Genomic DNA, 26,307 nt, shown 5'->3' with positions numbered 1-26,307 from the left:
TACAGCAGGCTCTACCCTTCCACCGGGTGCCAGCGCTAGCTGACGATAGGTCATCGGGAGAGGATGACGCGACCGCGCAGTGCGATCAGTCTCGGATGCGTCAGTACGGCCGGGTTCGCCCGCGGATCCTCGTCGAAGACCACCAGGTCGGCGGGATCGCCCGGACGTAGGTTGCTGGGAGCGCCGAGCCATTCGCGGGCGGCCCACGAGCCCGCCGCGAGCGCCTGCTCCCCGGACATCCCGATCTCGGTCAGCGCCTGGATCTCCTGCGCCACCAGCCCGTGCCCGAGTACGCCGCCCGCGTCGGTCCCGGCGTACAACGGCACCCCGGCTTCGAAGGCGGCGCGGAGACGCGTCAGCCGGCGGTCGTAGAGATCGCGCATGTGGGCCGAGTACGCCGGAAACTTCGCGGCCGCCTGGTCGGCGTACTCCGGGAAGTTCTCGAGCTGGATCAACGTGGGGACGACGGCGACCCCGCGCGTGGCCAGGTGGTCCAGCAGGTCCGCCTCGATCCCGGTGCCGTGCTCGAGGCAGTCGATGCCGGCGGCAAGGAGATCCGGGAGGCACTGCTCACCGAAGACGTGTGCGGTCACGCGCGCGCCGAGCTCGTGCGCGCGGGTGATCGCTGCGTTGAGCGCCTCGGCCGGCCAGCACGGGGTCAGGTCGCCGGCCTCGCGGTCGATCCAGTCGCCGACGAGCTTGACCCAGCCGTCGCCACGGGTCGCCTCCTGCTCGACGTACGCGACCAGCTCCTCCGGCTCGATCTCCCAGCCGTAGTTGCGGATGTAGCGCTTGGAGCGAGCGAGGTGGCGGCCGGCGCGGATGATCTTCGGCAGGTCCTCGCGCTCGTCGATCCACCGGGTGTCGGCGGCCGAGCCGGCGTCGCGCACGAGGAGTGCACCGGCGTCCCGGTCGGCGATCGCCTGCTGCTCCTGCACGTCCTTCTCGACCGCGCCATGCTGGTCGAGCCCGATGTGGCAGTGCGCGTCCACCAGCCCAGGGACGATCCAGCCGCCGCTGTGCACCGTGGTGACGTCCGCTGTGGCCGGCCCGTCGACGAGGAGGCCACCGCTCAGGTACAGGTCCCGCTGCTCACCGTCCGGCAGCACCGTCCCCACCAGCTTCAGCACGCTCATGCCCCGACCGTATCTGAAACGACGTACACCCCCGGGGTGGTTGTCCGGGGGTGTACGCCGAGTCTGGTGGAGCCGTCAGCCGTGCGAGCCGCCACCCGGGTTGCAGGTGGGCGTGGTGCTCTCGTTGCCCGCACACGGGGTGCCGCTGGGCGTCTCGGTGGGCGGGTCCGTCGGCGTCGGCGTCGGGGTCGTCGTGGGCGTCGGCGTCGGAGTGGTGGACGGCGTCTTCGTCGGCGCCGGGGTGGGCGTCTCGGTCGGACGCGTCGGCCGGTGTGTCGGCGGCGTGTACGTCGGCCGGTCGATCGGGTCCGGGATCGACGGCTGCTCGGTCGGCTGCTGCGGCTGCGTCGTCTGCTGCGTCGGCACCGCGGTCGTCGACGTGGTCGGCGTGGTCGGGTCCACGACGGTCGGCACCTCGCGCGGATCGACCTTGCGCTCGGCGTTGCCGGTCGTCTTCGGGACCGAGAGGTTGCCCTTCTCGTTCGGGATCAGCACCGCATTCTTGCTGTAGACCCGCATCCACTTCAGCACGGTGGCGACGAAGTCCTTCGAGTGCTGGTAGCGCAGCAGGGCCGCGACCAGGTCGTGCGGGCTCTTCAGGTCGTCACCCTCGGAGCAGAGCACCACGGCGACCGTGGTGACCGCGTCGTACACGTTGTTCGGGTTGCGGAAGCCGTCGCCGTTGCCGTCGGCGCCGAACTCGTCCCACACCTGCGGGATGATCTGCATCGGGCCGACCGCGCGGTCCCAGACCCCGTCGGCGTCGTACTTGCCCTTGTCGGTGTCGGTGATCCGGCCGTTGCCGTGCCGCCCGTTCAGCACCGGGCCGAGGATCTTGCCGCGGGTGGTGCCCGCCACGTCGACCCGGCCGCCGCTCGCATGGTTGGACTCGACCTTGCCGATCCCGGCCAGCAGCGGCCAGGTGAGCCCACAGTTCGGCCGCACCACGGCGAGGTTGGCGGTGGCGCGGCGGTAGGCGGGAAAGACCCCACGCGGGATGCCGTTGACGGCTCCCGGACGCCCGGCGCGGACGACCGATCGGCCGTCGGTGGCCCCGGAGACGGGGACGTCGGCGCGGGCAGGTTTGTCTGATCCGAGCCGGCCGTCCACCCCGGGACGCTGCGGCACGATCATCGTCAGTTCGTCGAACTCACCGCTGTTCAGGCCGGCCCCAGGCGAGGGCGCGACCGGTTGGTCTTCTGCGAGCTCGCCGGAGGCACCGGCTCCGCCCGAAGCGACTGTCACGATGGCCCCGACCAGGAGCGGGACCGTGCACAGTGAAGCGATGATGATTTTGACCCGACGGTTTCCACTACGGGTTAGGCGCATAGTCCCCTCAACGATCCATACGCCAGAAAGTTACCTCAAGACGACGCAAAGTTACCTGACCCGTCCGTGGCAGAGAAAACCAGCACCGAGGTAAGGCTGACGCTTACCTCATCCGACCGGTGTTATGGGTCAGCTACCGGCCTTCGGGGCCTCGTTGGGGGTAGCCGTGGCGTCACTACCCGCCTGGCCCGCGCCGCCGGTCGGCGTACACGTCGGCGTGCCCGGGTCCGTCGGCGTCGGGGTCGGCGTGGCCGGGGTCTCGGTCGCCGTGCTGGTCGGGGCCTCGGTCGGGGCGCAGGTCGGATTCGTCTGCGGATCCGTCGGCGTCGGGGTCGGAGTCGGCGTGATCGTCGGCGGCGTCGTCCGCGGCGGCGTGTACGGCGGCTTCGTCGGCGAGGTCGGGGGCTGCGTCGGGGTCTGCGTCGGCGTCGACGAGACCGGGCTCGAGGGCTTGGTGGTCGGCGAGGACGGCTTGGCGGGCTTCGTCGGCGAGGTCGGCCGCGGCGTGGCCGACGGGGTCGGTGTGGAAGGCAGGACCGTCGGCGTCGGGGTCGGCGTCGGGCTGGTGGTGTTCTCCCGGGTCGGGTCGTTCTCGTTGTCGACGTTGCCGTTGTCGTCCGGCGGATCGATCGTGCCCGTGGTGTCCGGGATCGTCACGGTCTGCTTGCTGTAGGACTGCATCCAGCGCAGCACGGTCGAGACGTAGTCCATCGAGTGGTTGTAGCGCAGCACCGCCTGGACCAGGCCTTGCGAGTCGGCGAGGTTCGCTCCGCCGGCGCAGAGGTAGTCCCCGGCCGCGCGGGCCGCGTCGAACACGTTGTGCGGGTCCTTGACGCCGTCACCGTTGCCGTCCGCGCCGAACGTCTTCCAGGTGCCCGGGATGAACTGCATCGGCCCGACCGCGCGGTCCCAGGTCGGGTCGCCGTCCCACACGCCGTGGTCGGTGTCCGCGATCGCGGCCGTGCCCGGGCCGCCGTTCAGCACCGGGCCGAGGATCTTGCCGCGGGTGTTCCCGTTCGGGTCGACCTTGCCACCGCTGGCGTGGTCGGACTCGACCTTGCCGATCCCGGCCAGCAGCGGCCAGGTGAGGTGGCAGCCGGGCATCGCGCCCGCGAGGTCGGTCGCCACCTTCTGGTACGCCGCCAGCACGGTGCCCGGGATCCCGGACGTGTCGCCGCTGAGTCCGGGGATCGGCTGGACGGTGCCGTCGGTGGTCCCGGTGACCGGAACCTGGATGGTGGACTTCTCCTGCGTCGGCAGGCTGCCGTCGACACCGGGCTGGGACGGGACCTGGTTGGCCAGGTCGTCGAACACCGCGTCCTGCCGCGGGGCGGCCAGCGCGTGGGCGTCGACGATGAACGTGTTCGAGGTGACGCCGCCGACGACGAACACGGCGACCATGGCGGTAGGCGGAGCCAAGCAGGCGCACGTGGCGGACAACCGGCCCCGCCACGTGTCCAGGTTCTTGAACTGCTGCCTCATCCGAACCGTCCTCGACGCATTCCGCAGTTGGTGTGTCTCTCGGGCGTAGGGACGATCTTAGTCGCCCACAGGGCTCGGACAACCGGCTACGGTGCGCCGATCCGGGCGACCAAGGGATCTCCCGCAGGCACGTGCCGCCTGTGGTCGCCGGAAATTCACCAGGTCGACACTGCCCTTTCGGGAAGCGGTCAGTTGCCGCCGAGCATCTTCTTCAGGTCCTCGGGGAGCTCGAAGTCGCCGTCACCCTGGCCACCGCCGAACGCGGCGGGCAGCTGACCGGGCTGCGGCGCCTGCGGCTGGGGGCTGCCCTGGCCGGCCCGCTTCGCGGGGTTGCCGGAGCCGCGCTTCTTGCCCTTCTTCTGCTGCTGCTTCGCCTTCCGGACGCCGCCACCCAGGCCCGGCATGCCCGGCATCCCGGGCATCCCCGGCATGCCCTTGCCGGACGCCATCGCGGCCATCATCTTGCGGGCCTCGAAGAACCGCTCGACCAGGCCGCTCACGGTCGCGACCTCGGTCCCGGACCCCTTCGCGATCCGGGCCCGGCGGGAGCCGTTGATGATGTTCGGGTCGTTCCGCTCGGCCGGGGTCATCGAGTGGATGACCGCCTCGATCCGGTCGATCTCGCGCTCGTCGAAGTTCTCCAACTGGTCCTTGAACTGGTTCGCGCCGGGCAGCATGCCGAAGATCTTGGTCAGCGGGCCCATCTTCCGGACCGACTGCATCTGGGCCAGGAAGTCGTCGAGGGTGAAGTCCTTGCCGCCGCGCTTCTGCAGCTTGGCGGCTGTCTTCGCCGCCTGCTCGGCGTCGAAGGTGCGCTCGGCCTGCTCGATCAGGCTCATCACGTCGCCCATACCGAGGATGCGGGACGCCATCCGGTCGGGGTGGAAGACGTCGAAGTCCTCGAGCTTCTCGCCGTTCGACGCGAACATCACCTGGCGGCCGGTGACCTGCGCGATCGAGAGCGCGGCACCACCGCGGGCGTCACCGTCGAGCTTGGACAGCACGACGCCGTCGAAGCCGACGCCGTCGAGGAAGGCCTGCGCGGTGGTGACCGCGTCCTGGCCGATCATCGCGTCGACGACGAACAGGATCTCGTCCGGGCTGACCGCGTCGCGGATGTCCGCGGCCTGCTTCATCAGCACCTCGTCGACGCCCAGCCGGCCGGCGGTGTCGACGATGACCACGCTGTACTGCTTCGACCGCGCCTCGTCCATCGCCTGGCGGGCCACGTCGACCGGGTCGCCGACGCCGTTGCCCGGCTCCGGGGCGAACACCGGGACGCCGGCCCGCTCGCCGACGACCTGGAGCTGGGTGACCGCGTTCGGCCGCTGGAGGTCGGCGGCGACCAGCATCGGGGTCTGGTGCCTGGTCTCGCGCAGCCACTTGGCCAGCTTGCCGGCCAGGGTGGTCTTACCGGCGCCCTGCAGACCGGCGAGCATGATCACCGTCGGCGGCCGCTTGGCCATCCGCAGCTCGCGGGTCTCGCCACCGAGGATGTTGACGAGCTCCTCGTTGACGATCTTGATCACCTGCTGCGCCGGGTTCAGCCCGCCGCGCACGTCGGCGCCGGAGGCCCGCTCCTTGATCGCCGCGATGAACTCCCTGACCACGGGCAGCGCGACATCCGCCTCCAGCAGCGCGATCCGGATCTCCCGGGTGGTCGCGTCGATGTCGGCGTCGGTCAGCTTGCCCTTGCCGCGCAGGTTCTTGAAGGCGGTGGAGAGCCGGTCGGAGAGCGTGTCGAACACGAGAAACAGTCCGTTTCCTCGAAGTCAGTAACCCCCCGAGTCTACCGGCCCGCGCGGCCGCCCGGAGCCGGTTGACAGCGACCCACGCCGACCACCAGTCTTTAACCGGTCAGCGATCACTGATCGGTTAGGGAGGCTGCCGTGCGGGTAGTCGTGGACGGACCTTCGAACCTGGGGCTGCGGCCGCCGGTGCCAGGTGCGGTGCCGGGGTGCTACAAGCTGGCCGGCGCGCTCCGCGACCAGGGGTTCGTACGGCGGATCGGCGCGGAGGACGGCGGCTGCGTGACGCCACCGCGGTACAACCACCGGGGCTGGAAGCCTGGCGACGGTGTGTTCAACGCGGCAGGCATGGCGACGTACACCGGCAAGCTGGCTGACCGGGTCGGATCGTTCCTCGCGGAGGACAAGTTCGTGGTGTTGCTCGGTGGCGAGTGCAGCAACCTGCTCGGACCTGCGCTGGCACTGCGACGGCGCGGCCGGTACGGCGTCGTGTACATCGACGGGCACTCGGACTTCCGGACCGTCGACAACTCGCCGTACGTCGGAGCCGCGGGCGGCGAGGCGCTCGCGCTGGTCACCGGACGGGGTCAGGCGGACCTGACCGACCTGGAGGGTCTCGGACCCTATGTGCAGGACCGCGACGCCGTGCTGCTCGGGATACGCACCGACGACGCATACGCGGCGGACGTCGAGAAGGCCGGCATCCCGTGTTGGCCGGCGCTGAAGATCGCCGACGACCCAGCGGCCGCTGCGGCGGGCACTCTGCAGCACCTGGATGGCCTGGACGGCTTCTGGGTGCACCTGGACGTCGACATCCTCGACGCCAAGGTGATGCCGGCCGTCGACAGCCCTGACCCGGGTGGCATCGACCATGTCCAGCTCCAGCACCTCCTGCGCCCACTGCTGGCGTCGCCGAAGTGCGTAGGGATCGACATCGGCATCTTCGACCCCGACCTGGATCCCGACGGCGTCTACGCCGCCGAGCTGACCGACACCCTGGTGGCTGCGCTCAGCTGACCCAGACCAGGTCCTGGCCGTGCGGTGTAGCGGTGCCCAGCCTGCGCAGCTCGCCGCCCGGCCAGGTCTGGAGGTCGATCCGGTACTCCCAGCCGTCCTCGTTGTGGCCGTGGGTCAGCACGCGATGTGGCTCGAGGCGGACGTGGGCGAGCGGGTTGGACTCGGTCGCCTGCTTCCCCAGCCCGGCCAGCCGCTCCTCAATAGCGGTCCGGTCGGTCCGACGCAGGTACTGCCACATGATCGAGTGCCACAGCACCGTCACGTGCCCCTCGGACAGCTCCATCCCGTTGACGAACGAGACGGCGTCCTCCGGCCGGATGTCGGCCGGCACCTGCTGCGCGACCAGCAACGCACCACGCAGCCGCTCGAGGCGGTCGGTCATGTCCGGCCACACGTACGACGTCAACGTCAGCGCGCCGTTCGGCGTCAGCGGGTCGACCGGAGCGATGTCGCAGCCGACCCGCTCCGCGATCCGCAGGTCCGCGGCCGGCACCTTGCCCGTCCACGCCTCGTCGAACACCACGGGACTGTCAGGAGCGCCGTACGTCGTTCCGTCCGCGACGTACCGGAAGTGGTCGGCGCGGAGGTTCAGTCCCCCGCTCGCACCGATCTCGAACAGTCGCACCGGCAGGGGTACTGCGTCGACGAGGTGCAGCAGGCCGCCGTACAGCGAGGCTGCCCGGCCCACCTCGTTCGTCTGCGGCGGCTGGGCCAGCAGGGAGCGGATCTCGCCGATCCGCGACTGCATGGTCTGCTTGAACGCCTCCCAGCCGAGCACGGCGTCCCAGGTCCCGCCGACGCTCGGGTAGAACGCGGCCAGCTCAGGTGTCTCGCCGGACAGCACGAGTCCGTGCACCGCGGCGAGCAGCCGCAAGCCGATCGCCTCACCGAACGAGCGGCCGTCGTACTCCGCCAGGACCTCGACGGTCACACCACCGACCTCGTAGTCGTCCACGAGCAGCCGAAGCACTTCGGCGTACATCGGCGACCCAAGGTCCTCGCAGGCGGTTGCTTGACGCTGAAGGGCTTCTACGACGTCCACGGGCAGAGCCTAGACAGGGCCTAGAAGGTCAGGCGATCCAGCACCGACTTGGCGGTCGTCCGGGCGTCCTCGGGATCGAGCGGCGCACCATGCGGATCGGTGAGATAGAAGACGTCCACGCACTCCGCACCGAGCGTGCTGACGTGCGCCGACCGGATGTCCGCACCGGTGGCAGCGATGGCAGCCGTCACCTCGTACAGGAGACCCGGCCGGTCGTGCGCTCGCACCTGCAGCACCGTGGCCGTCTCGGACGCGGTCGGCAGCAGATCGACCCGGCTCGCGACACGGACCCGCTTCGACGAGTCCCGAGCCGCCAACCGCCGTACGACGTCGGTGTCGTCGCGCAGCGCCACCGCGAGCCGGTCGCGGAGCCGCACTGGGTCGGGCGGCGACCCAGCGACCGTCCACTGCGAGATGCCCAGTCCTTCGACGGAGGTGATCACAGCAGACCGCACAGCCAGCCGCTCCACGGCCAGCACAGCAGCGACAGCTGACAGCGTCCCCACCTGGTCCGGTACGGCGACGTTGATCCGAAGGTCGCCGTGGTGGTCGCTGACGGTCAGCCCAAGCCGGCCGACGCCGACCACCTGATGCAGGACGGGTACCGGTACTGGTGGAGCATCGGTCCACATCCCCTCGCCGCCTCCGGACAGCTCACCGCGCACCCGCCGGCACAGCTCCCCCACCAGCCGCATCCGCCAGGGCGACGACGCGGCCGGGCCGGCTGCGCGCGCGTCGGCGTATGTCAGCGCTTCCAACAGGTCCAGCGTCTCGGTGTTGCGCACGATGCCGACGACCATCTCCACCGTCATCGGGTCCTCGAGGTCCCGGCGGGTAGCAACCTGCGCGAGCATCAGGTGCTGCCGGACGAGCAGCGTGATCGTTTCGGCGTCTGTGTTGCTGAACCCCATCCGGAGCGCGATCCGGGTCGCGATGACCGCTCCCGTGACGCTGTGGTCGCCGTCGAGGGCCTTGCCCAGGTCGTGCAGCAGCGCTGAGACCAGCAACAGGTCAGGCCGCCGTACGTCGCGGACCATCTTCGAAGCCTCGACACAGGTCTCCAGCAGGTGCCGGTCCACGGTGTACCGGTGGATCGCGGACTGCGGCGGCCGGAAGCGGACCGTGTCCCACTCGGGTAGCAGCCGCGAGATGTACCCGGCTTGGTCCAACGACTCCCACACCTCGAGCAGCCCGCTCCCCGCTCCGAGCAGAGCGCACAGCAAACGCCGCGCCTCCCCTGGCCAAGGCTCCGGTAGGTCAGCAGCCTTCGCCGCCAGCCGTGCCGCCACTGCGGGCGACAGCACGAGCTCTCGATCCGCAGCGACCGCAGCGGCCCGCAGTCCGAGGACAGGGTCGCGCTCTGGCCGTGCGTCGGGCATCAGCACGACCTCGCCCTCGTGCTGACCGACACCGTCGTCCAGCGCGAGCAGCAACGGCCCACCGGTTCGCTGACGGCGCCTGGACCGCGGCGGCTTGGTCATCAGGCTCTCGACGCGTCGCCAGGACACGTCACATACATGTGCCAGCGTGCGGCCGGTCGCGTACACGTGCCGCAGCAGCTCGTCCCGACCGGACAGGCCAAGCCCAGCAGCGACCTCACCAGCCACGTCGGCCACCAGTCGGTCGGTGGCACGTCCGGCGACGGTGTGGAGCTCGTCGCGGATGTCCAGCAGGTCGCGACGCGCCCGCTCCACCACCGGATGCGGTACGTCGACCAGCCACGAGGCCACCAGGGCCCGCAGTACGACGGCGTCGCGCAGACCGCCGTACGCCTCCTTCAGGTCGGGTTCAGCGAGATGCGCGAGCTCCCCGACGTTCGACGCCCGGTCCCGGCACGCCTGCGCCAAGGCCGGCAGCCGGGACTTCGCCGTACGGCGCCAGTCCGCCATCAGCACCGACCGCAGCTGCAGGGTGAGGTGCGAGTCACCCGCCACGTGCCGTGCGTCCAGCAAGCCCAGCGCGACCCGGTCGTCGTCAGCAGCAGCCTTCTGCGCCTCGGCGAGCGTCCGGACGCTGTGGTCGAGCTTGGTCCGCGAGTCCCACAGCGGGTACCAGATCTGGGCGGCCAGCTCGTCCACCCGCGGGTACCCCTCGGTGTGCACGAGCATCACGTCGAGATCGCTGTACGGCGACAGCTCCTCGCGGCCGTAGCCGCCCACCGCGACCAGCGCAACGCCCTCGGCAGGCACACCGAGGGCGTCGCAGGCTTTCGCGAGCAGGAGCTGCAGCAGCGTGTCCGCCTCTTCGGCACGGGCACGCCGCTGCGCGGCTCGGTCGACCATCAGTACCCCGTGAGTGGTGTGGTGTGCACCACTAGAGCGCGTCTCCGTCCAGCTCACCGGTGCGGACCCGGACGATCGACTCGACCGGAGTGACCCAGACCTTGCCGTCGCCGATCTTGCCGGTCTGCGCGGCCTTGACGATCACGTCCACCACGTCGGCGCTGTCGCCGTCCTCGACGACCACCTCGAGCCGGACCTTCGGCACCAGGTCCACCTCGTACTCGGCGCCCCGGTAGACCTCGGTGTGGCCCTTCTGCCGGCCGTAGCCGCTCGCCTCGGTCACCGTCATCCCGGTGACGCCGAACGTCTCCAGCGCGGCCCGGACGTCCTCCAGCTTGTGCGGCTTGACCACCGCGGTGACCAGCTTCATGCGTTGGCACCTTCCTTCTCGGAGGTCTCAGTGGTCCCGTTGTCCGTCTCCGCCGCGAGCGTGCGGGCCGTTAGCGACCCACGCAGTCCGGCCGAACCAAGGTAGTCGTACGCCGTCTCCGCGTGCTCGACCTGGTCGACACCGGTGACCTCGTCGTCCTCCTTGAGCCGGAAGCCGATGGTCTTGTCGATCACCTTGCCGAGGATGAAGGCCACGGTGAAGGAGTAGAGGCCGACCACCACGTTGGCCAGCGCCTGCCGGCCCAGCTGCGTGACACCACCGCCGTAGAACAGACCGTCCACGGCCGACGGCGCAGCGGCCGTACCGAGCAGGCCGATCGCCAGCGAGCCGAACAGACCGCCGACGAAGTGCACACCGACCACGTCGAGGGAGTCGTCGAAGCCGAGCTTGTACTTGAGCGACACCGCGAAGCAGCAGATCGCACCGGCCGCGACGCCGAGGATGAGAGCACCGATCGGCGAGACCGCACCACAGGACGGGGTGATCGCGACCAGACCGGCAACCGCACCTGACGCCAGACCCAGCGTGGTGGCCTTGCCGTGCACGATCCGCTCGACCACCAGCCAGCCGACCACCGCTGCGGCGGTCGCGGCCTGGGTGTTCACGAAGGTGACGGCCGCGGTGGTGCCGGCGCTCAGCGCGGAACCCGCGTTGAAGCCGAACCAGCCGAACCACAGCAGTCCGGCGCCGAGCAGCACCAGCGGCAGGCTGTGCGGCCGCATCGGGTCCTTCTTCCAGCCGACCCGCTTGCCGAGCACGATCGCCAGGGCGAGCGCGGCGGCACCGGCGTTCAGGTGCACCGCCGTACCACCGGCGAAGTCGACGGCTTTCAGCTTGTCGCCGATCCAGCCGCCGTTGCCGTCGTCCAGGAACCAGACCGAGTGCGCGACCGGGAAGTACACCAGCAGGGTCCAGCCGACCACGAACGCGATCCAGCCCCGGAACGTCGCCCGGTCGGCGATCGCGCCGGAGATCAGCGCGGGGGTGATGATCGCGAACATCAGCTGGAAGGCGACGAAAGCGAGCGTGGGCGTCGTCCCGCTCACCGCCTCCGGTGCGAGCAGGCCCTTCAGGCCGACCTCTGAGAAGTCCCCGATCACGTGGCCGGTGTCACCGGCAAACGTCAGCGAGAAGCCGACCACCACCCAGAGGATGGTGACGACGGCGATGGTGACGAAACTCATCATCATCATGTTCAGCACGCTCTTCATGCGCACCATGCCGCCGTAGAAGAAGGCCAGGCCCGGTGTCATCAGCATCACCAGGGCGGCACTGGCCAGTACCCAGGCGGTATCGCCGGCGTTGATCTCCATCAACGTCATCCCTTCATCGAATCCAGGGGGTGGCAGGCGTCCTCACGATCCGGAGAACTCCACGACGCCGGGGAGCCCGCGCCCAGCCACACCGGACACGGTGCCGAGCCGCGGTTTCAGCCGATCGGTCGGTTTGTTTCGGGCATGTGACAAAGCGGCGCGCCAGGTGACATCGACGTGACATCGCTCATGTCAGGTCAAGGTGTGGCACTCTGGCCTGGACCGCACGGGACCGCAGCCGCGCCACTGCACCCGTCAGAGCTTGGGACAGGAAATGGAGATCAATCACGGGGTGAGGCCACGTCGCGGCCGGCCACGGGACCCGGACGCGGAGCCGAGGATCCGGAGGTACGCCGTCCAGCTGCTGCTGGAGCGTGGATTCGACGGAATGACAGTGGACGATGTCGCCGAGGCCGCGGGGGTCGGCAAGGCGACCATCTACCGCCGCTGGGCGAGCAAGGAACTGCTCGCCAACGACGCGATGGCCGACCTGTTCGACATCGAGATCCCGGATGCGGACACCGGTTCCATCGCGGGCGACCTGCGACAGGTCTACCGGTACGCACTGAACTTCGCGAACACCGAGAGGGGGCTTGCGGTGATCCGGCTCGCGGTGTCGGAGTCGAGCCGGGACGAGCGGTCCGCGGCGATCTACCGGCAGCTGCTGGAGCGCCGGATCGCGCTGACCAGGGCCGCGCTGAACCGGGCCAGGTCCCGGGGCGAGCCGGTCAAGAGCACCGCCGACCCGGTGCTGATGGTGGAGTGGATGGCCGGGGTGTTCGTGATCCGGGCACTGACCGGGCAGCCGATGCCACCGCCGGAGGAGGCGGACCGCCTCGCAGAGGTCACGCTGCGGGCGATCCTGGAGCCGTCAGGACCGCAGATCCGGTCCGAGGGCCAGCCCGTCCACAGCGAGTTCGGTGACCCGGCGGACCCGACCTGAGTCCAGGCTCCAGGCGAGCACCCAGCCGCGGACCTGGAGCAGCACCGTTCCCTCGTCGTACCAGCCCAGCACCGCACAGCAGCCGGGCTCACGCACGAACGCCTGGTCCGCCGGCCCCGAAGGGGTGCGCGGCGGACCAGTCAGGGGTTCACCGAGCACCAGCAGCCGGCTGGGCAGTGCTCGCAGCGTGGAGATGGCCGCGACGACCTGTGGTTGCGACCATTTGGTCGGGACCTGGGTGAGCTTGTGAGCAATGAACAGCCTGGCTGCGGCACCCTCCGAGGAGAACGTTTGGCCCACCCACGACTGGACCGGAAGCACCAGAGCGCTGTCCTCTGCCCAGTCGCCGGTGACCTGGTAGCGCTCCATGGAGCCGTTCTGCATCCGGAAGGGCGCGGTGACTGCTTCCGGATCGGGAGAGCCGCGGACCAGGACCACAGGCTTCTCGCCGTCGCCGCCCTCCCCCACCAGCACCCGGTACGCGATGTCTGGTCCGCTGACCAGGATGTGCTGTTCGTTCTCCAGCCAGGACACGCTCCGGAGATCCTGACCGGGCAGTGCGTAGTGGTTGACCTCGGCTGTGGACGCATCGACCGTCACCAGTTGCCCCGGCTGGGGAAACGCGACCACCCTGCCGTCCGGTGACACCGCTCCGGGGCTCAGCGGCGCATGGCCGGCCACTGACACCAGTTGGACCTCAGCAATCGACCAGGATGAGTCGGAGCCGAGCAGCAACGGCCTGTAGACCCCACCGTTGCGTTCGAGTACGACGGCCGCGACCTGGTCGAGCAGGTGCTTGGCGAGGGGTCGGACCTTCTCCGGCAACTCCAGGCGATCGCCGAGGGGCGTCTCCAGCCGGTCGAGGAAACGCTCGCTACCGGGCGGCGGAGCCAACCAGAAGTCCAGCCCGGCGATCTGTCCGGCCGGTGCGATGTAGTCCGGCGGGTTCGTCGGCGGCTCGGTCGGTGGGACCACGTCGGCGCTCTTGCCCGAGCTGATGCCGATACCGATGACCGTGATGAGCGCAACCACCACGGCCGCGATAAGTCCAATCAGGATGCTTCGTCGGCGACGACGCCGGACCGCGACACCCTCGGCCCAAGCCGCGTCGGCCAGGTCCGGCTCCGGCAGCCGGTCGGCGGCCCGGAACAGCAGCGGCGCGACGTCCTCGCGTCTCATGGCACGTCACGCCACTCGCCGGCGCCCAGCGCGGTCCGGAACTGCCCGAACGCACTGAGCGCGTGGGTGTGCACGGACTGGTGCGACAGGCCGAGCAGATCGCCCACCTCGAACTCGGTGAGCTCCTCCAGGTGCAGCAGCACGAAGACCGTCCGCTGGACCGGTGTCAGGCTGCCCAGCGCGACCTTGACCTCGTCCTCCTCGTCCGGGAACGCCTTCGCCCGGTTCCACGGCCGCAGGGCAGGCTGGTAGATCAGCCGCTGGACGAACGCATCCGGGTCGTCCACCTTGGTCCACCGCAGCGACAACCGCGTGAAGGCGCGCAGCAGTAGCTCTTCGGCTCGGTCCAGATCGCCGTACACGAGGTACGCCGTCCGGAGCCATCTGCCCTGCCGCGCATCGACGTACGAGGCGAAATCTGGGTCGACCGTGTCGCGCATCCACCCTCCCGCCCCTATTCAACTCCTCAACTACTGCGGGCGGCCACAGCCAATCTGGTCTCTTCGCCGATCAGGTCGAAGTTGAGACCTGCCCCGGCCATCAGACCGGCCGCGGCGGACGGCATCACCTGGGCCATCGGGCTGCTGACGTTGCCCGCCGCGAACACCCCAGGGACCGCCGTCGCGCCCATGCCATCGACGGTGACCGCCGTACCGACCTCGACGCCGTTCGCCTCCACGACCGTCGCCTCCAGGCCCAGGTCGGCCAGGAAGCCGGCACGAGCCCGCACTGTGGTCTGGACCGCGATCGCCTGCCGCGGCACGACCTTGCCACCCTCCAGCCGGACACCGGTGATCCGGTCGCCGGTCACCTCGAGCTGCTCGACCTTGCCTTGTACTACGGCGATTCCCCGGGCAGCCAGCTCTTCCCACTGCTCGTCGGTCAGGTCCGGCGCAGTGTGTAGGAACAGGGTCACGTCGTCGCTCAGCTGCCGGAAGAGCTGCGCCTGATGCACAGCCATCGCACCGGTCGCCAGCACCCCGATCGCCTGGTCCTTGATCTCCCAGCCGTGGCAGTACGGGCAGTGGACGACGTCCTTGCCCCAACGCTCAGCCAGCCCTGGTACGTCGGGCAGCACGTCGGTGAGCCCAGTCGTCACCAGCAGCCGCCGGCCGCGGTACGTCGTACCGTCCGCCAGGCCGACTGTGAAGCCGTTGTCGTCGCGGCCCGCCGTGGTGACGGTGCCATTCACGAACTCACCGCCGTACCCGGCCACCTCCTGGCGGCCGAGCGCATAGATCTCGCCGGGCGGTACGCCGTCCCGGGTCAGGAAGTTGTGCACGCCGTCGGCCGGCGCGTTCCGGGGCGTGCCGTCGTCCACCACGAGCACCGACCGGCGCGAGCGGACCAACGCCAGCGCCCCACTCAGCCCGGCAGCCCCGCCACCGATCACGATCACGTCGTACTTCGTCATTCCGAACTCCTCTCGTCTCCTGCGAGGATCCGTGCTGATTCTCGTTTTCGACAACTTTGTTTGCCAGAATGGCAACATGGACTCTCTCGACGACGTACTCGAGGCCGTCGGCCCCCGGCTCCGCGAGCTCCGGGTCGAGCGCGGCACGACCCTGGCCCAGCTGTCCGAGGCCACTGGCATCTCGGTCAGCACCCTGTCCCGGCTGGAGTCCGGGCAGCGCCGGCCGACCCTGGAGCTGCTGCTACCGCTCGCTCGTGCACACCAGGTGCAGCTGGACGAGCTCGTGGATGCTCCACCGACCGGCGACCCGCGGATCTACGCCAAGCCGATCAAGCACCACGGGACGATTCACATCCCGTTGAGCCGGCGCCCCGGCGGGCTGCAGGCGTTCAAGCAGATCCTTCCGGAGGGCTACCCGGGCGGTGACGTCGTACAGAAGACCCATGAGGGCTACGACTGGCTCTACGTGCTGTCCGGACGCGTGCGGCTCAAGCTGGGCGACCAGGACTTCGTCGTGAAGGAAGGCGAGGTGGCGGAGTTCGACTGCCGGGTGCCGCACTGGTTCTCCAACCCAGGGCCTGGACCAACCGAGGTGCTATGTCTTTACGGCCCTCAGGGCGAGCGAATGCACGTCCGGGCACGGACCCGATAACAGGAGGCAGGCAGTGAGCGTCGCGTTGTTCACCTTGGGTGGGACCATCTCGATGGCCGGGAGCCACCGATTGACCGGTGAGGACCTCACCACCGCGATCCCAGGGGTGTCGGAGCTCGCGGTCGAGATCCAGGACGTCGAGAAGATCCCCAGCGGCGACCTGACGGCGGCAAAGCTGCTGGAGGTCGTCGACGCGGCCTCCAAGGCAGTCACCGCCGGCGCGGCCGGCGCGGTGGTCACCCAGGGCACTGACACGCTCGAAGAGAGCACCTTCCTCGCCGACCTGGTCTGGCCGCACCCGCAGCCGCTGGTGTTCACCGGCGCGATGCGCAACCCGACGCTGGCAGGCCCTGACGGACCAGCGAACCTCCTGGCGGCACTGCGCGTTGCCAGCTCCCCCGCCGCCCGCGACCTCGGTGCGCTGGTCGTCTTCAAGGAGGAGATCCACGCAGCGCGCTGGGTGCGCAAGACGCACAGCACGAGTACGGCGACCTTCCAGTCGCCGAACACCGGTCCGATCGGTCATGTGGTCGAGGACCAGGTCCGTATCCTCACCCGCCCGCTCCGGCTGGACGGCGTCCAGGGCAGCGCCGAGCCGGCCGCGCTCGACGCCACCCGAGTCGCGCTCTACACCGTCACGATGGACGACGACGGCGTACTGCTGCGGGGGGTGGCTGACACGCATCAGGGTCTGGTCGTGGCCGGCTTCGGCGTCGGGCACGTGCCGTCGGCCTTGGCGCCGGTGCTCGGAGAGCTCGCTGACCGGATACCGGTCGTGCTGACCTCGCGGACCGGGGCCGGCTCGATCGTCCGCACCACGTACCGGTCGCCGGGATCGGAAACCGATCTGTTGGGGCGCGGGCTGGTCGACGCCGGGTTCCTCGACCCGTACAAGGCGCGGATCCTGCTTCGGTTGCTCTTGGCAACGAATGAGGACATCGCGCTGGCGTTTGAACAATACGTTTGATTATTGCTTCCGGCAACGTTCTTCCGAGCACTTGTTTTACCCCTGGTCGAAAGGGTCAAACCGGGCGTCACGACAATCGGACGAATTACGGGAATTCGGGGTCTCGACCTTGACCGTGACCCCGGAGGGTGCTCGGATCGTCACCGCTCGGGGACCGTTCACGAGGGTTGGGAGATGGTTGCGCCGTGGTCGAGCAGACGCAGGCCGGCACGTCGGGGGACAGTGACTACCAAGCGGTGGGAGGTGGGCCCGCGATCGCTTCGGTGGTGGATCTCTTCTACACCCGGGTCCTCGCCGACCCGCAGTTGTCGGGATTCTTCGAGGGGACTGACCTGGCGCGGCTCAAGCGGCACCAGGTACAGCTCGTCTCGCAGGTGATGGGCGGTCCGGTCACGTACGAGGGCCCTGAGCTCGCCGACGCGCACAAGGGCCGTGGTATCACCGGGGGCGACTTCGGCAAGGTGGTCGTCCACCTGGTCGGCGCGCTGGAGGCGCACGAGGTGCCCGATGACATCATCGGGCGGGTGGTGAAGGCGCTGGGCGCGACCCAGGACGACATCGTCTCCGCCAACTGACCCGGGGATGGACCCGGTTGCCCTGAAGAACAGCTGGGCCCTCGTCGCCAAGGCGGGCGACGAGGTGCCGCTGTTCTTCTACTCACACCTGTTCCTGTCGCACCCCGAGGTCCGGGAGATGTTCCCGGTCTCGATGGCCGCACAGCGCGACAAGCTGGTCGCCGCACTCGGTGCGGTGGTCAGCAACGCCACGCAGCTCGACCAAGTGGTGCCACTCCTGCAGCAGCTCGGTCGCGACCACCGACGCTTCGGTGCGGTCACCGACCACTACTCGGCGGTCGGTGCCTCGCTGCTCGCCACCCTGCAGCACTTCCTCGGTGCTGCCTGGACCAGTGAGCTGGCCGCGGACTGGGCCGAGGCTTACGGCCTGGTCGCGACCGTCATGGTCCAGGCGGCCGAGGAGTCGGCCGAGGAGACGCCCGCTTGGTGGTCCGGCGAAGTGCTGGGTGTCGACCGGCGCACCATGGACGTCACCGTCGTACAGATCCACCCGGAGCGGCCGCTGGACTACCGGCCCGGTCAGTCGGTGGCGATGGAGATCCCGTACCGGCCGCGGCGCTGGCGGTACTACAGCCCTGCGAACGCACCACGTCCGGACGGGTCGTTCGAGCTGCACATCGGGCTCGTGCCGGGCGGCCAGGTCAGTGGCCCGGCCGTACGGTCGCTGAAGCGTGGTGACCCGGTCCGGATCGGCGCGCCGGTCGGTGACTCGCTAAAGCTGCCGGACACGTCCGGCCGGGACCTGGTGATGATCGCCGGCGGTACCGGGCTGGCTCCGTTCCGGGCGATGCTCGAGCAGCTCGACCGGCGGAGCTCGGCGAACGAGGTGCCGCGGGTCCACCTGTTTCACGGTGCCCGGATGCCGTGGAACCTGTACGAGCACAAGCAGCTGAACAACCTGACCCAGCGGCCGTGGTTCAGCTACACACCCGTGGTGTCCGACGACACGTCGTACCCCGGTCATCGTGGTCAGGTCGGTGCGGTCGCTGCCGCGCAGGCGCAGTGGCCCGGCCGTACCGCGCTGGTGTGCGGGTCGCCCGGCATGGTCCGGCACACCGTGGCCGAGCTGACCGCGGCCGGCGTACCGGAGACCGACATCCACACCGAATCCTTGGGGATCAAGACCTCGGCAGGGAGTCCGCAGTGACGCGCCAAGACCCGTTCACCCGGAGGGCGGCGCAGTCGCCGCACGCGATCCGGAACCAGAGCTTCACCACCCGCCGGAAGGGTTTCGACCAGACCGAGGTGACGGAGTACCTGAACGACCTCTCCGAGCAGGTGGAGTACGCCGATGCGGACCGGGCCGCGTTGCGGGCCGAGCTCGAGCGGCTGCGCGAGAGTACGACGGACGCGGAGCAGCGGGCGCACATCACCGCGCACGCGGTCGGACTGCTCAGCCAGGCGCAGCAGATCGCGGACAACCTGGTGGGTGAGGCGGAGCAGTACGCGAAGGAGCTGATCGAGACAGCGCGGTCACAGCAGCGGGACGCGCTGAAGCGGGCGCACGACTCGCTGGAGACGGCCGTCAAGCAGATCCCCGCGACCGATGCCCCGAGCGCGGATCTGGAGTACGTCCGGACCTACACGCGGGTCGCGCACGTGCAGCTGCGGTCCGTCCTGGACGCGTTGGCCGAACAGGTCGAACGCCTCGGCAACCTGCCGCAGGCGCCGGCTCAACCGGCTACCGAGCCCGACGAGGAGGTTCTGTGGTGGACAGACCTCTCCGCCGCGGCCGACAACGCCGTACTGGAGACGGGAGTGCACCGGCGGCCTAGCAACTGAGCGCGTCTGCTTTTGCTGTCAGGTAGTCGCGCTCGGGCAGGCTGGTCGTTGCACGGGCGGCTGCACGGAAGTGGTGCGCGGCGGTCTCACGATCGCCGCGCATCGCGTACAGGTGGCCGCGGGTGGCGTCCAGGCGGTAGTGGCCGGCCAGCTCCTCGTCCAGCGGTGCGAGCAGCTTCAGCCCGGCGTCGGGACCGTCCACCATGGCCGCTGCGATGGCCCGGTTGAGCTTGACCATCGGGTTGCCGGACAGCTCCTCCAGCAGGCCGTACAGCGCGAGGATCTGTGGCCAGTCGGTGTCCTCGGCTCGGTCCACCTCGTCGTGCAGCGCAGCGATCGCGGCCTGGATCTGGTACTCACCGAGCGGCGGCGTACCGAAGGACTCGACGGCCAGCGCTACGCCTTCGACGATGTACTCCTGGTTCCACTGCGTGCGGTCCTGCTCGGCCAGGGGGACCAGCTCTCCCCCACTGCCGGTCCGTGCGGTACGACGGGCGTCGGTGAGCAGCATCAGTGCGAGCAGACCGGTCACCTGACCGTCCTCGGGGAGCTGTGCGTGCACTGCGCGCGTCAGCCGGATCGCCTCACTGGACAGGTCGCTGCGCTGCAGCTCTGGGCCGCTGGTGCTCGTGTAGCCCTCGTTGAACATCAGGTAGAGCACGTGCAGCACGTTGCGCAGCCGCTCCTGGCTCGCGTCCAGCTCGAACGATGCGCCTTTCACCTTCTGCTTGGCACGACTGATCCGCTGCGCCATCGTTGCCTCAGGCACCAGGTACGCCGCGGCGATCTCCGCCGTCGTCAGACCGCCGACGGCGCGCAGGGTGAGCGCGATGGCCGACGCCGGGGTCAGACCCGGGTGACAGCACAGGAACAGCAGCTGCAGGGTGTCGTCGCGCTCCTCGACGTCCTCCGGTGGCAGGTCTCGCAGCGCGGCCTTCTCCTCGCGGCGACGCCGCGCCTGCGCCTGCCGGACCTCGTCGATCAGCCGGCGGGACGCGGTCTGGATCAGCCACGCCTTCGGCTTGTCCGGCACCCCGTCCCGCGGCCAGGTGGTCGCCGCGGCCAGCAACGCCTCCTGTACGGCGTCCTCGGCCGCGGCGAAGTCACCGGACCAGCGCACGACCGCACCCAGGACCTGCGGTGTCAGCTCGCGCAGCAGGTCCTCGAGGCCGTTCTCAGAAGTCGTGGAGATCGGTGTCGCCTTCCATGATCCGCCGGACCTCGATCGGCTGCTCCAGCGGAACACCACCAGGCCCAGGGGCGCACGACTGCCACGCGGCGATCTCCAGCGCCCGCTCCTCCGACTCGACGTCGACGATCGTGTAGCCGGCCAGAACCTCCTTGGACTCGGCGAACGGACCGTCGGTGAGCACCGGGGCGTTCACGCCGGTGGCGCGCACCACCTTGGCGTGCTTGGGCCAGGTCAGCGCGTTCATCTCGACGAGCTCGCCGCTCTCCCGGATCCGGTCCATGCCTTCGGTCAAGTGCTGCATGTGGGCTTTGAAGTCGGCCTCGTCCCACTCCAGCATCGGGATGTCGGTGTTGCCGCCGTCCATGGACATCAGCAGCATGAACTTGGTCATGTCGTTCCTCCTCGTCGGACTTACCCAGGGGACGGAGCCGTCGGGCCGTTCTCTACATCAGTCGAGCAGGGCGTCGACGAACTGCTCGGCGTCGAACGGGGCCAGGTCGTCCGCGCCCTCACCGAGGCCGACCAGCTTGACCGGTACGCCGAGCTCCCGCTGCACCGCGATCACGATGCCGCCCTTCGCCGTACCGTCCAGCTTGGTCAGGACCAGGCCGGTCACGTCGATGACCTCGGCGAACACCCGCGCCTGGGTCAGCCCGTTCTGGCCGGTGGTGGCGTCGATGACGAGCAGCACCTCGTCCACCTCGGCCGTCTTCTCGATCACCCGCTTGACCTTGCCGAGCTCGTCCATCAGACCGGTCTTGGTGTGCAGGCGCCCTGCGGTGTCGACCAGTACGACGTCCGCCTCCTCCTCGATACCCTGCTTGACCGAGTCGAACGCGACACTGGCCGGGTCACCGCCCTCGGGCCCACGAACGGTCCGTACGCCGACCCGCTCGCCCCAGGTCTGCAGCTGGTCGGCAGCGGCCGCACGGAAGGTGTCAGCGGCACCCAGGACGACATGCTTGTCCTCGGCGACCAGCACGCGGGCCAGCTTGCCCACGGTCGTCGTCTTGCCGGTGCCGTTCACCCCGACGACGAGGACCACAGCGGGTTGGGTCTCCTTGCGGGTGACCTGCAGCGTGCGGTCCATGTCCGGGTTGACCAGTGCGATCAGCTCCTCGCGGAGGATCTCGCGGGCCTGGTCGCCGCCGACGCCCTCGACGCGCATCCGGGTCCGCAGCTTCTCGACCAGCTCCTGGGTCGGTGCGACGCCGACGTCCGCGGTGATCAGCGTGGTCTCGATGTCCTCCCACGCCTCCTCGTCCAGCTTGTCGCGGGACAGCAGCGCGAGCAGGCCCTTGCCGAGCGAACCCTGCGAGCGGGCCAGGCGGGCACGCAGCCGGACCAGTCGGCCCTGAGCGCTCTCCGGCTTTTCGATCGTCGCACCGGGCAGCTCGGTGTCCTCGAGCGTCCGCGTCGCGGTGTCACGTGGCTCTTCGGCGTCCTCGCCGACCTTGGGCTCGGCGGCCTCCACGGGCTTCGCCGGCTTGGCCGGGGGCAGCTCGGTCCGGCGCCGGCGGGCGACGATCAGGCCAGTGGTACCGACGACCAGGACGACCGCGATCGCGACAACGATCGCGATCAGGGCCTGGTCACCGATCAGCGGGACGAGCAGTGCGGTCAGCTGTGGGGTCACGATTCCCCATCTTGACAGACACCCGGCCCGCCGCCCGCATTTGTCACGTCAGGGAAACCAGCCGTCGCGGTACGTGAGGTGGGACGAGCTCGGGCCGGTGGGTGAGCAGCACCACAGTCCGGTGCCCGGCTGCCGCGAACAGGTCCGCCAGCAGGGCTCGGCCGGTCTCCTCGTCCAGGTGCTCGGTCGGCTCGTCCAGAACCAGTATGTCGCGGTCCGCGAGGAGCAGGCGGGCGAAGGCGAGTCGCTGGCGCTCTCCGCCGGACAGACGTGCGCCGTGCTCGCCGACCATGGTGTCGAGGCCGCCGGGGAGCTTCTCGACGAAGTGGCCCAGGCGGGCGCGGTAGAGAGCGTTCCAGAGCTGCAGGTCGCTGGCACCCGGCTGGGCGAGGAGGAGGTTCTCGCGGATGCTCGTGTCGAAGACGTGGCTTTCCTGGGTGAGCAGGCCGACGATGGAGCGGACCTGATCGCTTTCGAGCGTGGACAGGTCGACGCCGTCGAGCAGTACCTCTCCGCCTCTCGGTTCGAGGAAGCGGAGGAGTACGGCGGCGAGCGTGCTCTTACCGGATCCGCTCGGTCCGGTGACGACGACCCGGCTGCCCGCGGGCAGGTCGACGCTGAGGTCGCGCAGTACGTCGTCGTGGTCGTCGTACCCGACTCTCAGGAGCCTGACCGTCAGGTCGCGTCCGGTGGGGAGCGGGTGCGAGTCGGCCGGCTCGGTGACTGGCTCTTTGGTGTCTACGAGCTCTTGGACTCGCGCGAGCGAGGCTCGGACGCGGATAGCGAGCTGAGCGGCGGCTGGGATGCCTCCTAGGACGTCGGCCAGGGCTAGTGGGGTGAGGACGAGTACTGCGAAGACTGCGCCGGAGATGTTGGCGGTACTGCCGAGGGTCAGGCCCGCGATGCTGGCGGCGCCGACGCAGAGCACGAGTAGGGCGCTGCCGAGGCCTGTGCTCCAGGCGGAGCGGCGTTCGGCGGCGGCCAGCCGGGCGTCGTACTTGCTGAAGTCGTCCAGCACGGAGTCGACCGCATTGAACGCGACGATGTCGGCTGCGGTGAGGAGGGTCTCGGTGGTAACCGCCGCGACGTCACCGCGAGCACCGGCGATGCGCTGCTCGGCGCTGCGGGCGGTCTTGGCTGTCAGCCAGGGCACGACGGTGCATGCGATCAGCACTGCGATGGCGATCGCGGCGCCGGCTCTCGGTAGCAGCAATGCCATCAGTCCGACGGTCGCTGCCGCCGTCACGACGGCTACTCCGACCGGCAGCACCACACGCAACCAGAGGTCGAGCACCGCATCGACATCGAGCACGAGCCGCGCCAGCAGATCCCCTTTCCGGCGGCTCCTCAGCGGCGCCAGCTTCTCCAGCCGCCCGGTCACGCGCGCCCGCGTCTCCCCCAACACCCGGTAAGCCGCGTCGTGCGCCACCAACCGCTCCACATACCGGAACACCCCTCGCCCGACCCCGAACGCCCGCACTGCCACGATCGGCACCATCAACAGCAACACGGGCGGCTGCCCGGACGCCGCGGTAATCAACCAGGCCGAAGTAGCAAGCAACGCAACCGCCGCCCCAGCAGCCGCCACTCCCAGCAGCAGTGCGAGCCCTAGGCGCCTCATGCGGGCACCAGCTCTCGGGCGCCTAGGGTGACTGTGCGGTCGGCGGCTGCGATCAGAGCGGGGCGGTGGGCGACCATCAGGACCGTTCGGCCGGTGGCGCGAAGGCCTACTATTGCGGTTGCTTCGGTTTCTGGGTCCAGGCCGGCGGTGGGCTCGTCCAGGAGGAGGACTGGCGCGTCGGTGATCAGGGCGCGCGCCAGGGCCACTCGTCGTTGCTGACCACCGGAGAGCAGCTCGCCCTGCTCGCCGACCTGCTTGTCCAGCTCGAGATCCGCGGCACCGGCTGCGATCAGGGCTAGCCGGATGTCGTCGTCTGAGGCGGTCGGGCGCGCCAGGCGGATGTTGTCGGCAACCGTGCCCAGCCGGAGACCAGGACGTTGTGGGACCCAGGCAAACTGCCTGCGCCAGACAGCTGGATCGAACTCGTCCACCGCGCTTCCCCCCGCAACAACAATCCCCCGCTCCGGCTGCACGAACCCGAGCAGGACAGCGAGAACGGTTGACTTCCCAGTACCACTAGGCCCGGTGAGAGCCACGACCTCGCCCGGGTGCAGGTCCAGGTCGAAGCCGTCCAGAGCCGGCTCGGTGCGCCCCGGGTAGCGGACCGCGACGTCGTACAGGTGGAGCGGAGTCACGGCCAGGTCAGGTACGTCGATGCGCTCGCCGCGGTCGGGCAGCGGCGTCTCCAAGACCCGGAAGACCTCCTCGCTGGCAGCCACCCCGTCGGCGCTGGCGTGGAACTGCATACCGACCTGTCGCAGCGGCAGGTAAGCCTCCGGCGCCAGGATCAGCACCATCAACGCCGTCTCCAGCCCGAGTCGCCCGTCGACCAACCGCAGCCCGACCCCGACGGCCACCAGCGCCACCGAGATGCTCGCCAGCAGCTCCAAGGCAAACGACGACAGGAAGGCCAACCGCAGGCTCGCCATCGAGGCCACCCGGTGCTCATCCGTCACCCGGCGTACGGCCGCCTCCTGCGCCTTCGCCCGCCCGAACAGCTTCAGCGTGGTCAGCCCACCGACAACATCCGCAAAGTGATGCGCCAGCACAGCCAGCGCGTGTTGACGGCGCCGGCTGCGCGCGGCTGTCGCCCACCCGATCAGCGCCATGAAGATCGGGATGAGCGGCAGCGTCACCACCACAGTCCCGGCCGCGATCAGGTCACCCGTTGCCATCCACCCGATAACACCGGCCGGCACAGTAGACGCCAGCACGAGCTGCGGCAGGTACCGAGCGAAGTACGGGTCCAGGTCGTCCAGCCCCTTGGTCAGCAGCGTCGTGAGCGCGCTGCTGCGTTCACCACTCAGCCAGGCGGGCCCCAGCTTGAGCGAGTGCTCCAGTACCTGTCGTCGCAGGGTCGACTTCACCGCGGCCGCAGAGCGCTGCGCGACGACCTCCTGTGCCCACAGCAGCAACGCCCGCCCCACAACCACTGCGGCCAGCCCCCAAGCCATCGCAGCAACCCCACTGCCCCGCAGTACGACACCGGCGATGCCGTGCGCCAGCAGCACGGCCTGTACGACGATCAGCACCCCGCTCGCCACCCCGATCAGCACCGAAGCCGCCAGGAAGACCCGTGCACCACGAGCCCGCCGCAGCAGTCGCGGGTCGAGCGGCTTCATGCGGCGACCATGACACGCTTGCGGAACACCCAGTACGTCCACCCCTGGTACAGCAGCACCAGCGGCAAGAAGATCGCGGTGATGATCGTCAAGACCTTCAACGTGTACGGCGTTGATGCCGCGTCAACTGCTGTCAATGTTGATTGGGGATCAAGTGTTGAGGGCATCACGTCCGGGAACAGTGCGACGAACAACGACACCACCGTCAATCCGATCGCCAACGCCGTACCGATGAATGCCCAGCCTTCCCGGCGCAACAGGTTGGCCACCAGACCACCCGCGAAGGCGATCACCGCAGCAACCGTCAGCACGACCGAGACCGTGTCGCCGCGCAGCGCCTGTGCCCACCACAGGAAGGCGATCGCCAGCACCGCCGCGACGACTCCGACCCGAGTGGCCATCCGCCGAGCCCGGTGCCGCAACGAGTCGGTCGTCCGCAGGGCCAGGAAGATCGCACCGTGCGTGACGAAGACCGCGACGAAGGTGACCCCGCCGAGCAGCGCGAACGGATTGAGCAGATCGCCGAGCCCGCCGACGTACTCGTGCGAGGCATCCAGCGGCACCCCGCGCACAATGTTGCCGAAGGCAACGCCCCAGAGCAGCGCCGGCACCAGCGAACCACCCGCGATCAGCCACTCCATCCGGTTTCGCCACTCAGGCTCGGAGCGCTTCCCCCGGTACTCCAGCGCCACGCCACGCAGGATCAGCGCCACCAGGATCGCGAACAGGGGCAGGTAGAACCCGCTGAACAGCGTCGCGTACCACTCCGGGAACGCCGCGAACGTCGCCGCGCCGGCCATGATCAGCCATACCTCGTTGCCGTCCCAGACCGGCCCGATCGTAGTGATCGCGGCGCGGCGCTCCGGCTCGTTCCGGCCGAGCACGCGGAACAGCATCCCGACCCCGAAGTCGAACCCCTCGAGCACGAAGTACCCGGTCCACAGCGTCGCGATCGCGACGAACCACACAGTCGTCAGTTCCATC

24 protein-coding genes are annotated in these 26,307 nt (G+C 69.5%); 7 read left to right on the top strand and 17 right to left on the bottom strand.

Annotation, left to right across the window (positions count from 1 at the left end; genetic code table 11):
- Positions 1-50 precede the first annotated feature (50 nt).
- The 4 genes from AB0E69_RS28945 to ffh form a co-directional block, all read right to left on the bottom strand.
- Complete coding sequence (locus tag AB0E69_RS28945; protein ID WP_360152849.1) at positions 51-1,136, bottom strand: amidohydrolase family protein; 1,086 nt, start codon at positions 1,134-1,136, stop codon at positions 51-53.
- Positions 1,137-1,211: 75 nt separating this feature from the next.
- Positions 1,212-2,381 (bottom strand): lytic transglycosylase domain-containing protein, encoded by a 1,170-nt coding sequence (locus AB0E69_RS28940; protein ID WP_360152846.1) that lies wholly within the window; start codon positions 2,379-2,381, stop codon positions 1,212-1,214.
- A 213-nt stretch (positions 2,382-2,594) separates the two neighbouring features.
- Positions 2,595-3,947 (bottom strand): lytic murein transglycosylase, encoded by a 1,353-nt coding sequence (locus tag AB0E69_RS28935; RefSeq protein WP_360152843.1) that lies wholly within the window; start codon positions 3,945-3,947, stop codon positions 2,595-2,597.
- Between the two features lie 188 nt (positions 3,948-4,135).
- Positions 4,136-5,695, bottom strand: a complete 1,560-nt coding sequence (ffh, locus tag AB0E69_RS28930; protein ID WP_360152840.1) for a signal recognition particle protein — start codon at positions 5,693-5,695, stop codon at positions 4,136-4,138.
- 141 nt (positions 5,696-5,836) lie between these two features.
- Here ffh and AB0E69_RS28925 point away from each other — a divergent pair, with 141 nt between their 5' ends.
- The gene (locus AB0E69_RS28925) at positions 5,837-6,712 is read left to right on the top strand and encodes an arginase family protein (RefSeq protein ID WP_360152837.1); all 876 of its coding nucleotides are present in this window, start codon (positions 5,837-5,839) and stop codon (positions 6,710-6,712) included.
- Here AB0E69_RS28925 and AB0E69_RS28920 read toward each other — a convergent pair.
- From AB0E69_RS28920 to AB0E69_RS28905, 4 genes are read right to left on the bottom strand one after another with little or no spacing between them, the layout of a single operon-like run.
- Complete coding sequence (locus AB0E69_RS28920) at positions 6,705-7,754, bottom strand: DUF2332 domain-containing protein (protein WP_360152834.1); 1,050 nt, start codon at positions 7,752-7,754, stop codon at positions 6,705-6,707. The genes AB0E69_RS28925 and AB0E69_RS28920 overlap by 8 nt on opposite strands.
- Before the next feature lie 20 nt (positions 7,755-7,774).
- Positions 7,775-10,093 carry a [protein-PII] uridylyltransferase gene (locus tag AB0E69_RS28915; protein ID WP_360152831.1) on the bottom strand — a complete coding sequence of 773 codons (2,319 nt, stop codon included), beginning with the start codon at positions 10,091-10,093 and terminating at the stop codon, positions 7,775-7,777.
- Positions 10,068-10,406, bottom strand: a complete 339-nt coding sequence (locus tag AB0E69_RS28910; protein WP_360152828.1) for a P-II family nitrogen regulator — start codon at positions 10,404-10,406, stop codon at positions 10,068-10,070. Before AB0E69_RS28910 ends, AB0E69_RS28915 begins: the two co-directional genes overlap by 26 nt.
- Positions 10,403-11,749: an ammonium transporter gene (locus AB0E69_RS28905; RefSeq protein WP_360152825.1), complete on the bottom strand. Its 1,347-nt coding sequence runs from the start codon at positions 11,747-11,749 to the stop codon at positions 10,403-10,405. Before AB0E69_RS28905 ends, AB0E69_RS28910 begins: the two co-directional genes overlap by 4 nt.
- Positions 11,750-12,014: 265 nt before the next feature.
- Between AB0E69_RS28905 and AB0E69_RS28900 the strand changes: the two genes are divergently transcribed.
- Complete coding sequence (locus AB0E69_RS28900) at positions 12,015-12,683, top strand: TetR/AcrR family transcriptional regulator (protein WP_360152822.1); 669 nt, start codon at positions 12,015-12,017, stop codon at positions 12,681-12,683.
- Here the strand turns inward: AB0E69_RS28900 and AB0E69_RS28895 are convergent.
- Genes AB0E69_RS28895 through AB0E69_RS28885 form a run of 3 tightly spaced genes read right to left on the bottom strand, consistent with a single transcriptional unit; the run spans position 12,612 to position 15,276 of the window.
- Positions 12,612-13,862, bottom strand: coding sequence for a hypothetical protein (locus AB0E69_RS28895; RefSeq protein WP_360152819.1), 1,251 nt, complete (start codon positions 13,860-13,862; stop codon positions 12,612-12,614). The genes AB0E69_RS28900 and AB0E69_RS28895 overlap by 72 nt on opposite strands.
- Positions 13,859-14,302 (bottom strand): sigma factor-like helix-turn-helix DNA-binding protein, encoded by a 444-nt coding sequence (locus AB0E69_RS28890; protein ID WP_360152817.1) that lies wholly within the window; start codon positions 14,300-14,302, stop codon positions 13,859-13,861. The genes AB0E69_RS28895 and AB0E69_RS28890 overlap by 4 nt, the downstream gene beginning before the upstream one ends.
- 26 nt (positions 14,303-14,328) lie before the next feature.
- Positions 14,329-15,276, bottom strand: a complete 948-nt coding sequence (locus AB0E69_RS28885; RefSeq protein ID WP_360152814.1) for an NAD(P)/FAD-dependent oxidoreductase — start codon at positions 15,274-15,276, stop codon at positions 14,329-14,331.
- A 76-nt stretch (positions 15,277-15,352) separates the two neighbouring features.
- On the opposite strand from AB0E69_RS28885, the gene AB0E69_RS28880 reads away from it, so the two are divergent.
- The 5 genes from AB0E69_RS28880 to AB0E69_RS28860 all read left to right on the top strand — a co-directional run bounded on the left by AB0E69_RS28880 (position 15,353) and on the right by AB0E69_RS28860 (position 19,252).
- Positions 15,353-15,928, top strand: coding sequence for a helix-turn-helix transcriptional regulator (locus tag AB0E69_RS28880; RefSeq protein WP_360152811.1), 576 nt, complete (start codon positions 15,353-15,355; stop codon positions 15,926-15,928).
- Positions 15,929-15,941: 13 nt separating this feature from the next.
- Positions 15,942-16,895 carry an asparaginase gene (locus tag AB0E69_RS28875; protein WP_360152808.1) on the top strand — a complete coding sequence of 318 codons (954 nt, stop codon included), beginning with the start codon at positions 15,942-15,944 and terminating at the stop codon, positions 16,893-16,895.
- A 185-nt stretch (positions 16,896-17,080) separates the two neighbouring features.
- Complete coding sequence (locus AB0E69_RS28870; protein WP_360152805.1) at positions 17,081-17,470, top strand: group 1 truncated hemoglobin; 390 nt, start codon at positions 17,081-17,083, stop codon at positions 17,468-17,470.
- A gap of 7 nt (positions 17,471-17,477) precedes the next feature.
- Positions 17,478-18,617: a globin domain-containing protein gene (locus AB0E69_RS28865; RefSeq protein WP_360152802.1), complete on the top strand. Its 1,140-nt coding sequence runs from the start codon at positions 17,478-17,480 to the stop codon at positions 18,615-18,617.
- Positions 18,614-19,252, top strand: a complete 639-nt coding sequence (locus AB0E69_RS28860) for a DivIVA domain-containing protein (protein WP_360152799.1) — start codon at positions 18,614-18,616, stop codon at positions 19,250-19,252. Before AB0E69_RS28865 ends, AB0E69_RS28860 begins: the two co-directional genes overlap by 4 nt.
- Here AB0E69_RS28860 and AB0E69_RS28855 read toward each other — a convergent pair.
- From AB0E69_RS28855 to cydB, 6 genes are read right to left on the bottom strand one after another with little or no spacing between them, the layout of a single operon-like run.
- The gene (locus AB0E69_RS28855) at positions 19,242-20,444 is read right to left on the bottom strand and encodes a sigma-70 family RNA polymerase sigma factor (RefSeq protein ID WP_360153113.1); all 1,203 of its coding nucleotides are present in this window, start codon (positions 20,442-20,444) and stop codon (positions 19,242-19,244) included. The genes AB0E69_RS28860 and AB0E69_RS28855 overlap by 11 nt on opposite strands.
- The gene (locus AB0E69_RS28850) at positions 20,428-20,835 is read right to left on the bottom strand and encodes a YciI family protein (RefSeq protein ID WP_360152796.1); all 408 of its coding nucleotides are present in this window, start codon (positions 20,833-20,835) and stop codon (positions 20,428-20,430) included. The genes AB0E69_RS28855 and AB0E69_RS28850 overlap by 17 nt, the downstream gene beginning before the upstream one ends.
- Before the next feature lie 57 nt (positions 20,836-20,892).
- Positions 20,893-22,080, bottom strand: coding sequence for a signal recognition particle-docking protein FtsY (gene ftsY / locus AB0E69_RS28845; RefSeq protein WP_360152793.1), 1,188 nt, complete (start codon positions 22,078-22,080; stop codon positions 20,893-20,895).
- Between the two features lie 43 nt (positions 22,081-22,123).
- Positions 22,124-23,701: a thiol reductant ABC exporter subunit CydC gene (gene cydC, locus AB0E69_RS28840; protein WP_360152790.1), complete on the bottom strand. Its 1,578-nt coding sequence runs from the start codon at positions 23,699-23,701 to the stop codon at positions 22,124-22,126.
- Positions 23,698-25,323, bottom strand: a complete 1,626-nt coding sequence (cydD, locus tag AB0E69_RS28835) for a thiol reductant ABC exporter subunit CydD (protein ID WP_360152787.1) — start codon at positions 25,321-25,323, stop codon at positions 23,698-23,700. The genes cydC and cydD overlap by 4 nt, the downstream gene beginning before the upstream one ends.
- Positions 25,320-26,306 (bottom strand): cytochrome d ubiquinol oxidase subunit II, encoded by a 987-nt coding sequence (gene cydB / locus AB0E69_RS28830; RefSeq protein ID WP_360152784.1) that lies wholly within the window; start codon positions 26,304-26,306, stop codon positions 25,320-25,322. The genes cydD and cydB overlap by 4 nt, the downstream gene beginning before the upstream one ends.
- Position 26,307: the final 1 nt, after the last annotated feature.

It is taken from the genome of Kribbella sp. NPDC026611, from assembly GCF_040638345.1.
Lineage (GTDB): Bacteria > Actinomycetota > Actinomycetes > Propionibacteriales > Kribbellaceae > Kribbella.
This window is presented reverse-complemented; position numbering and strand designations above follow the sequence as displayed.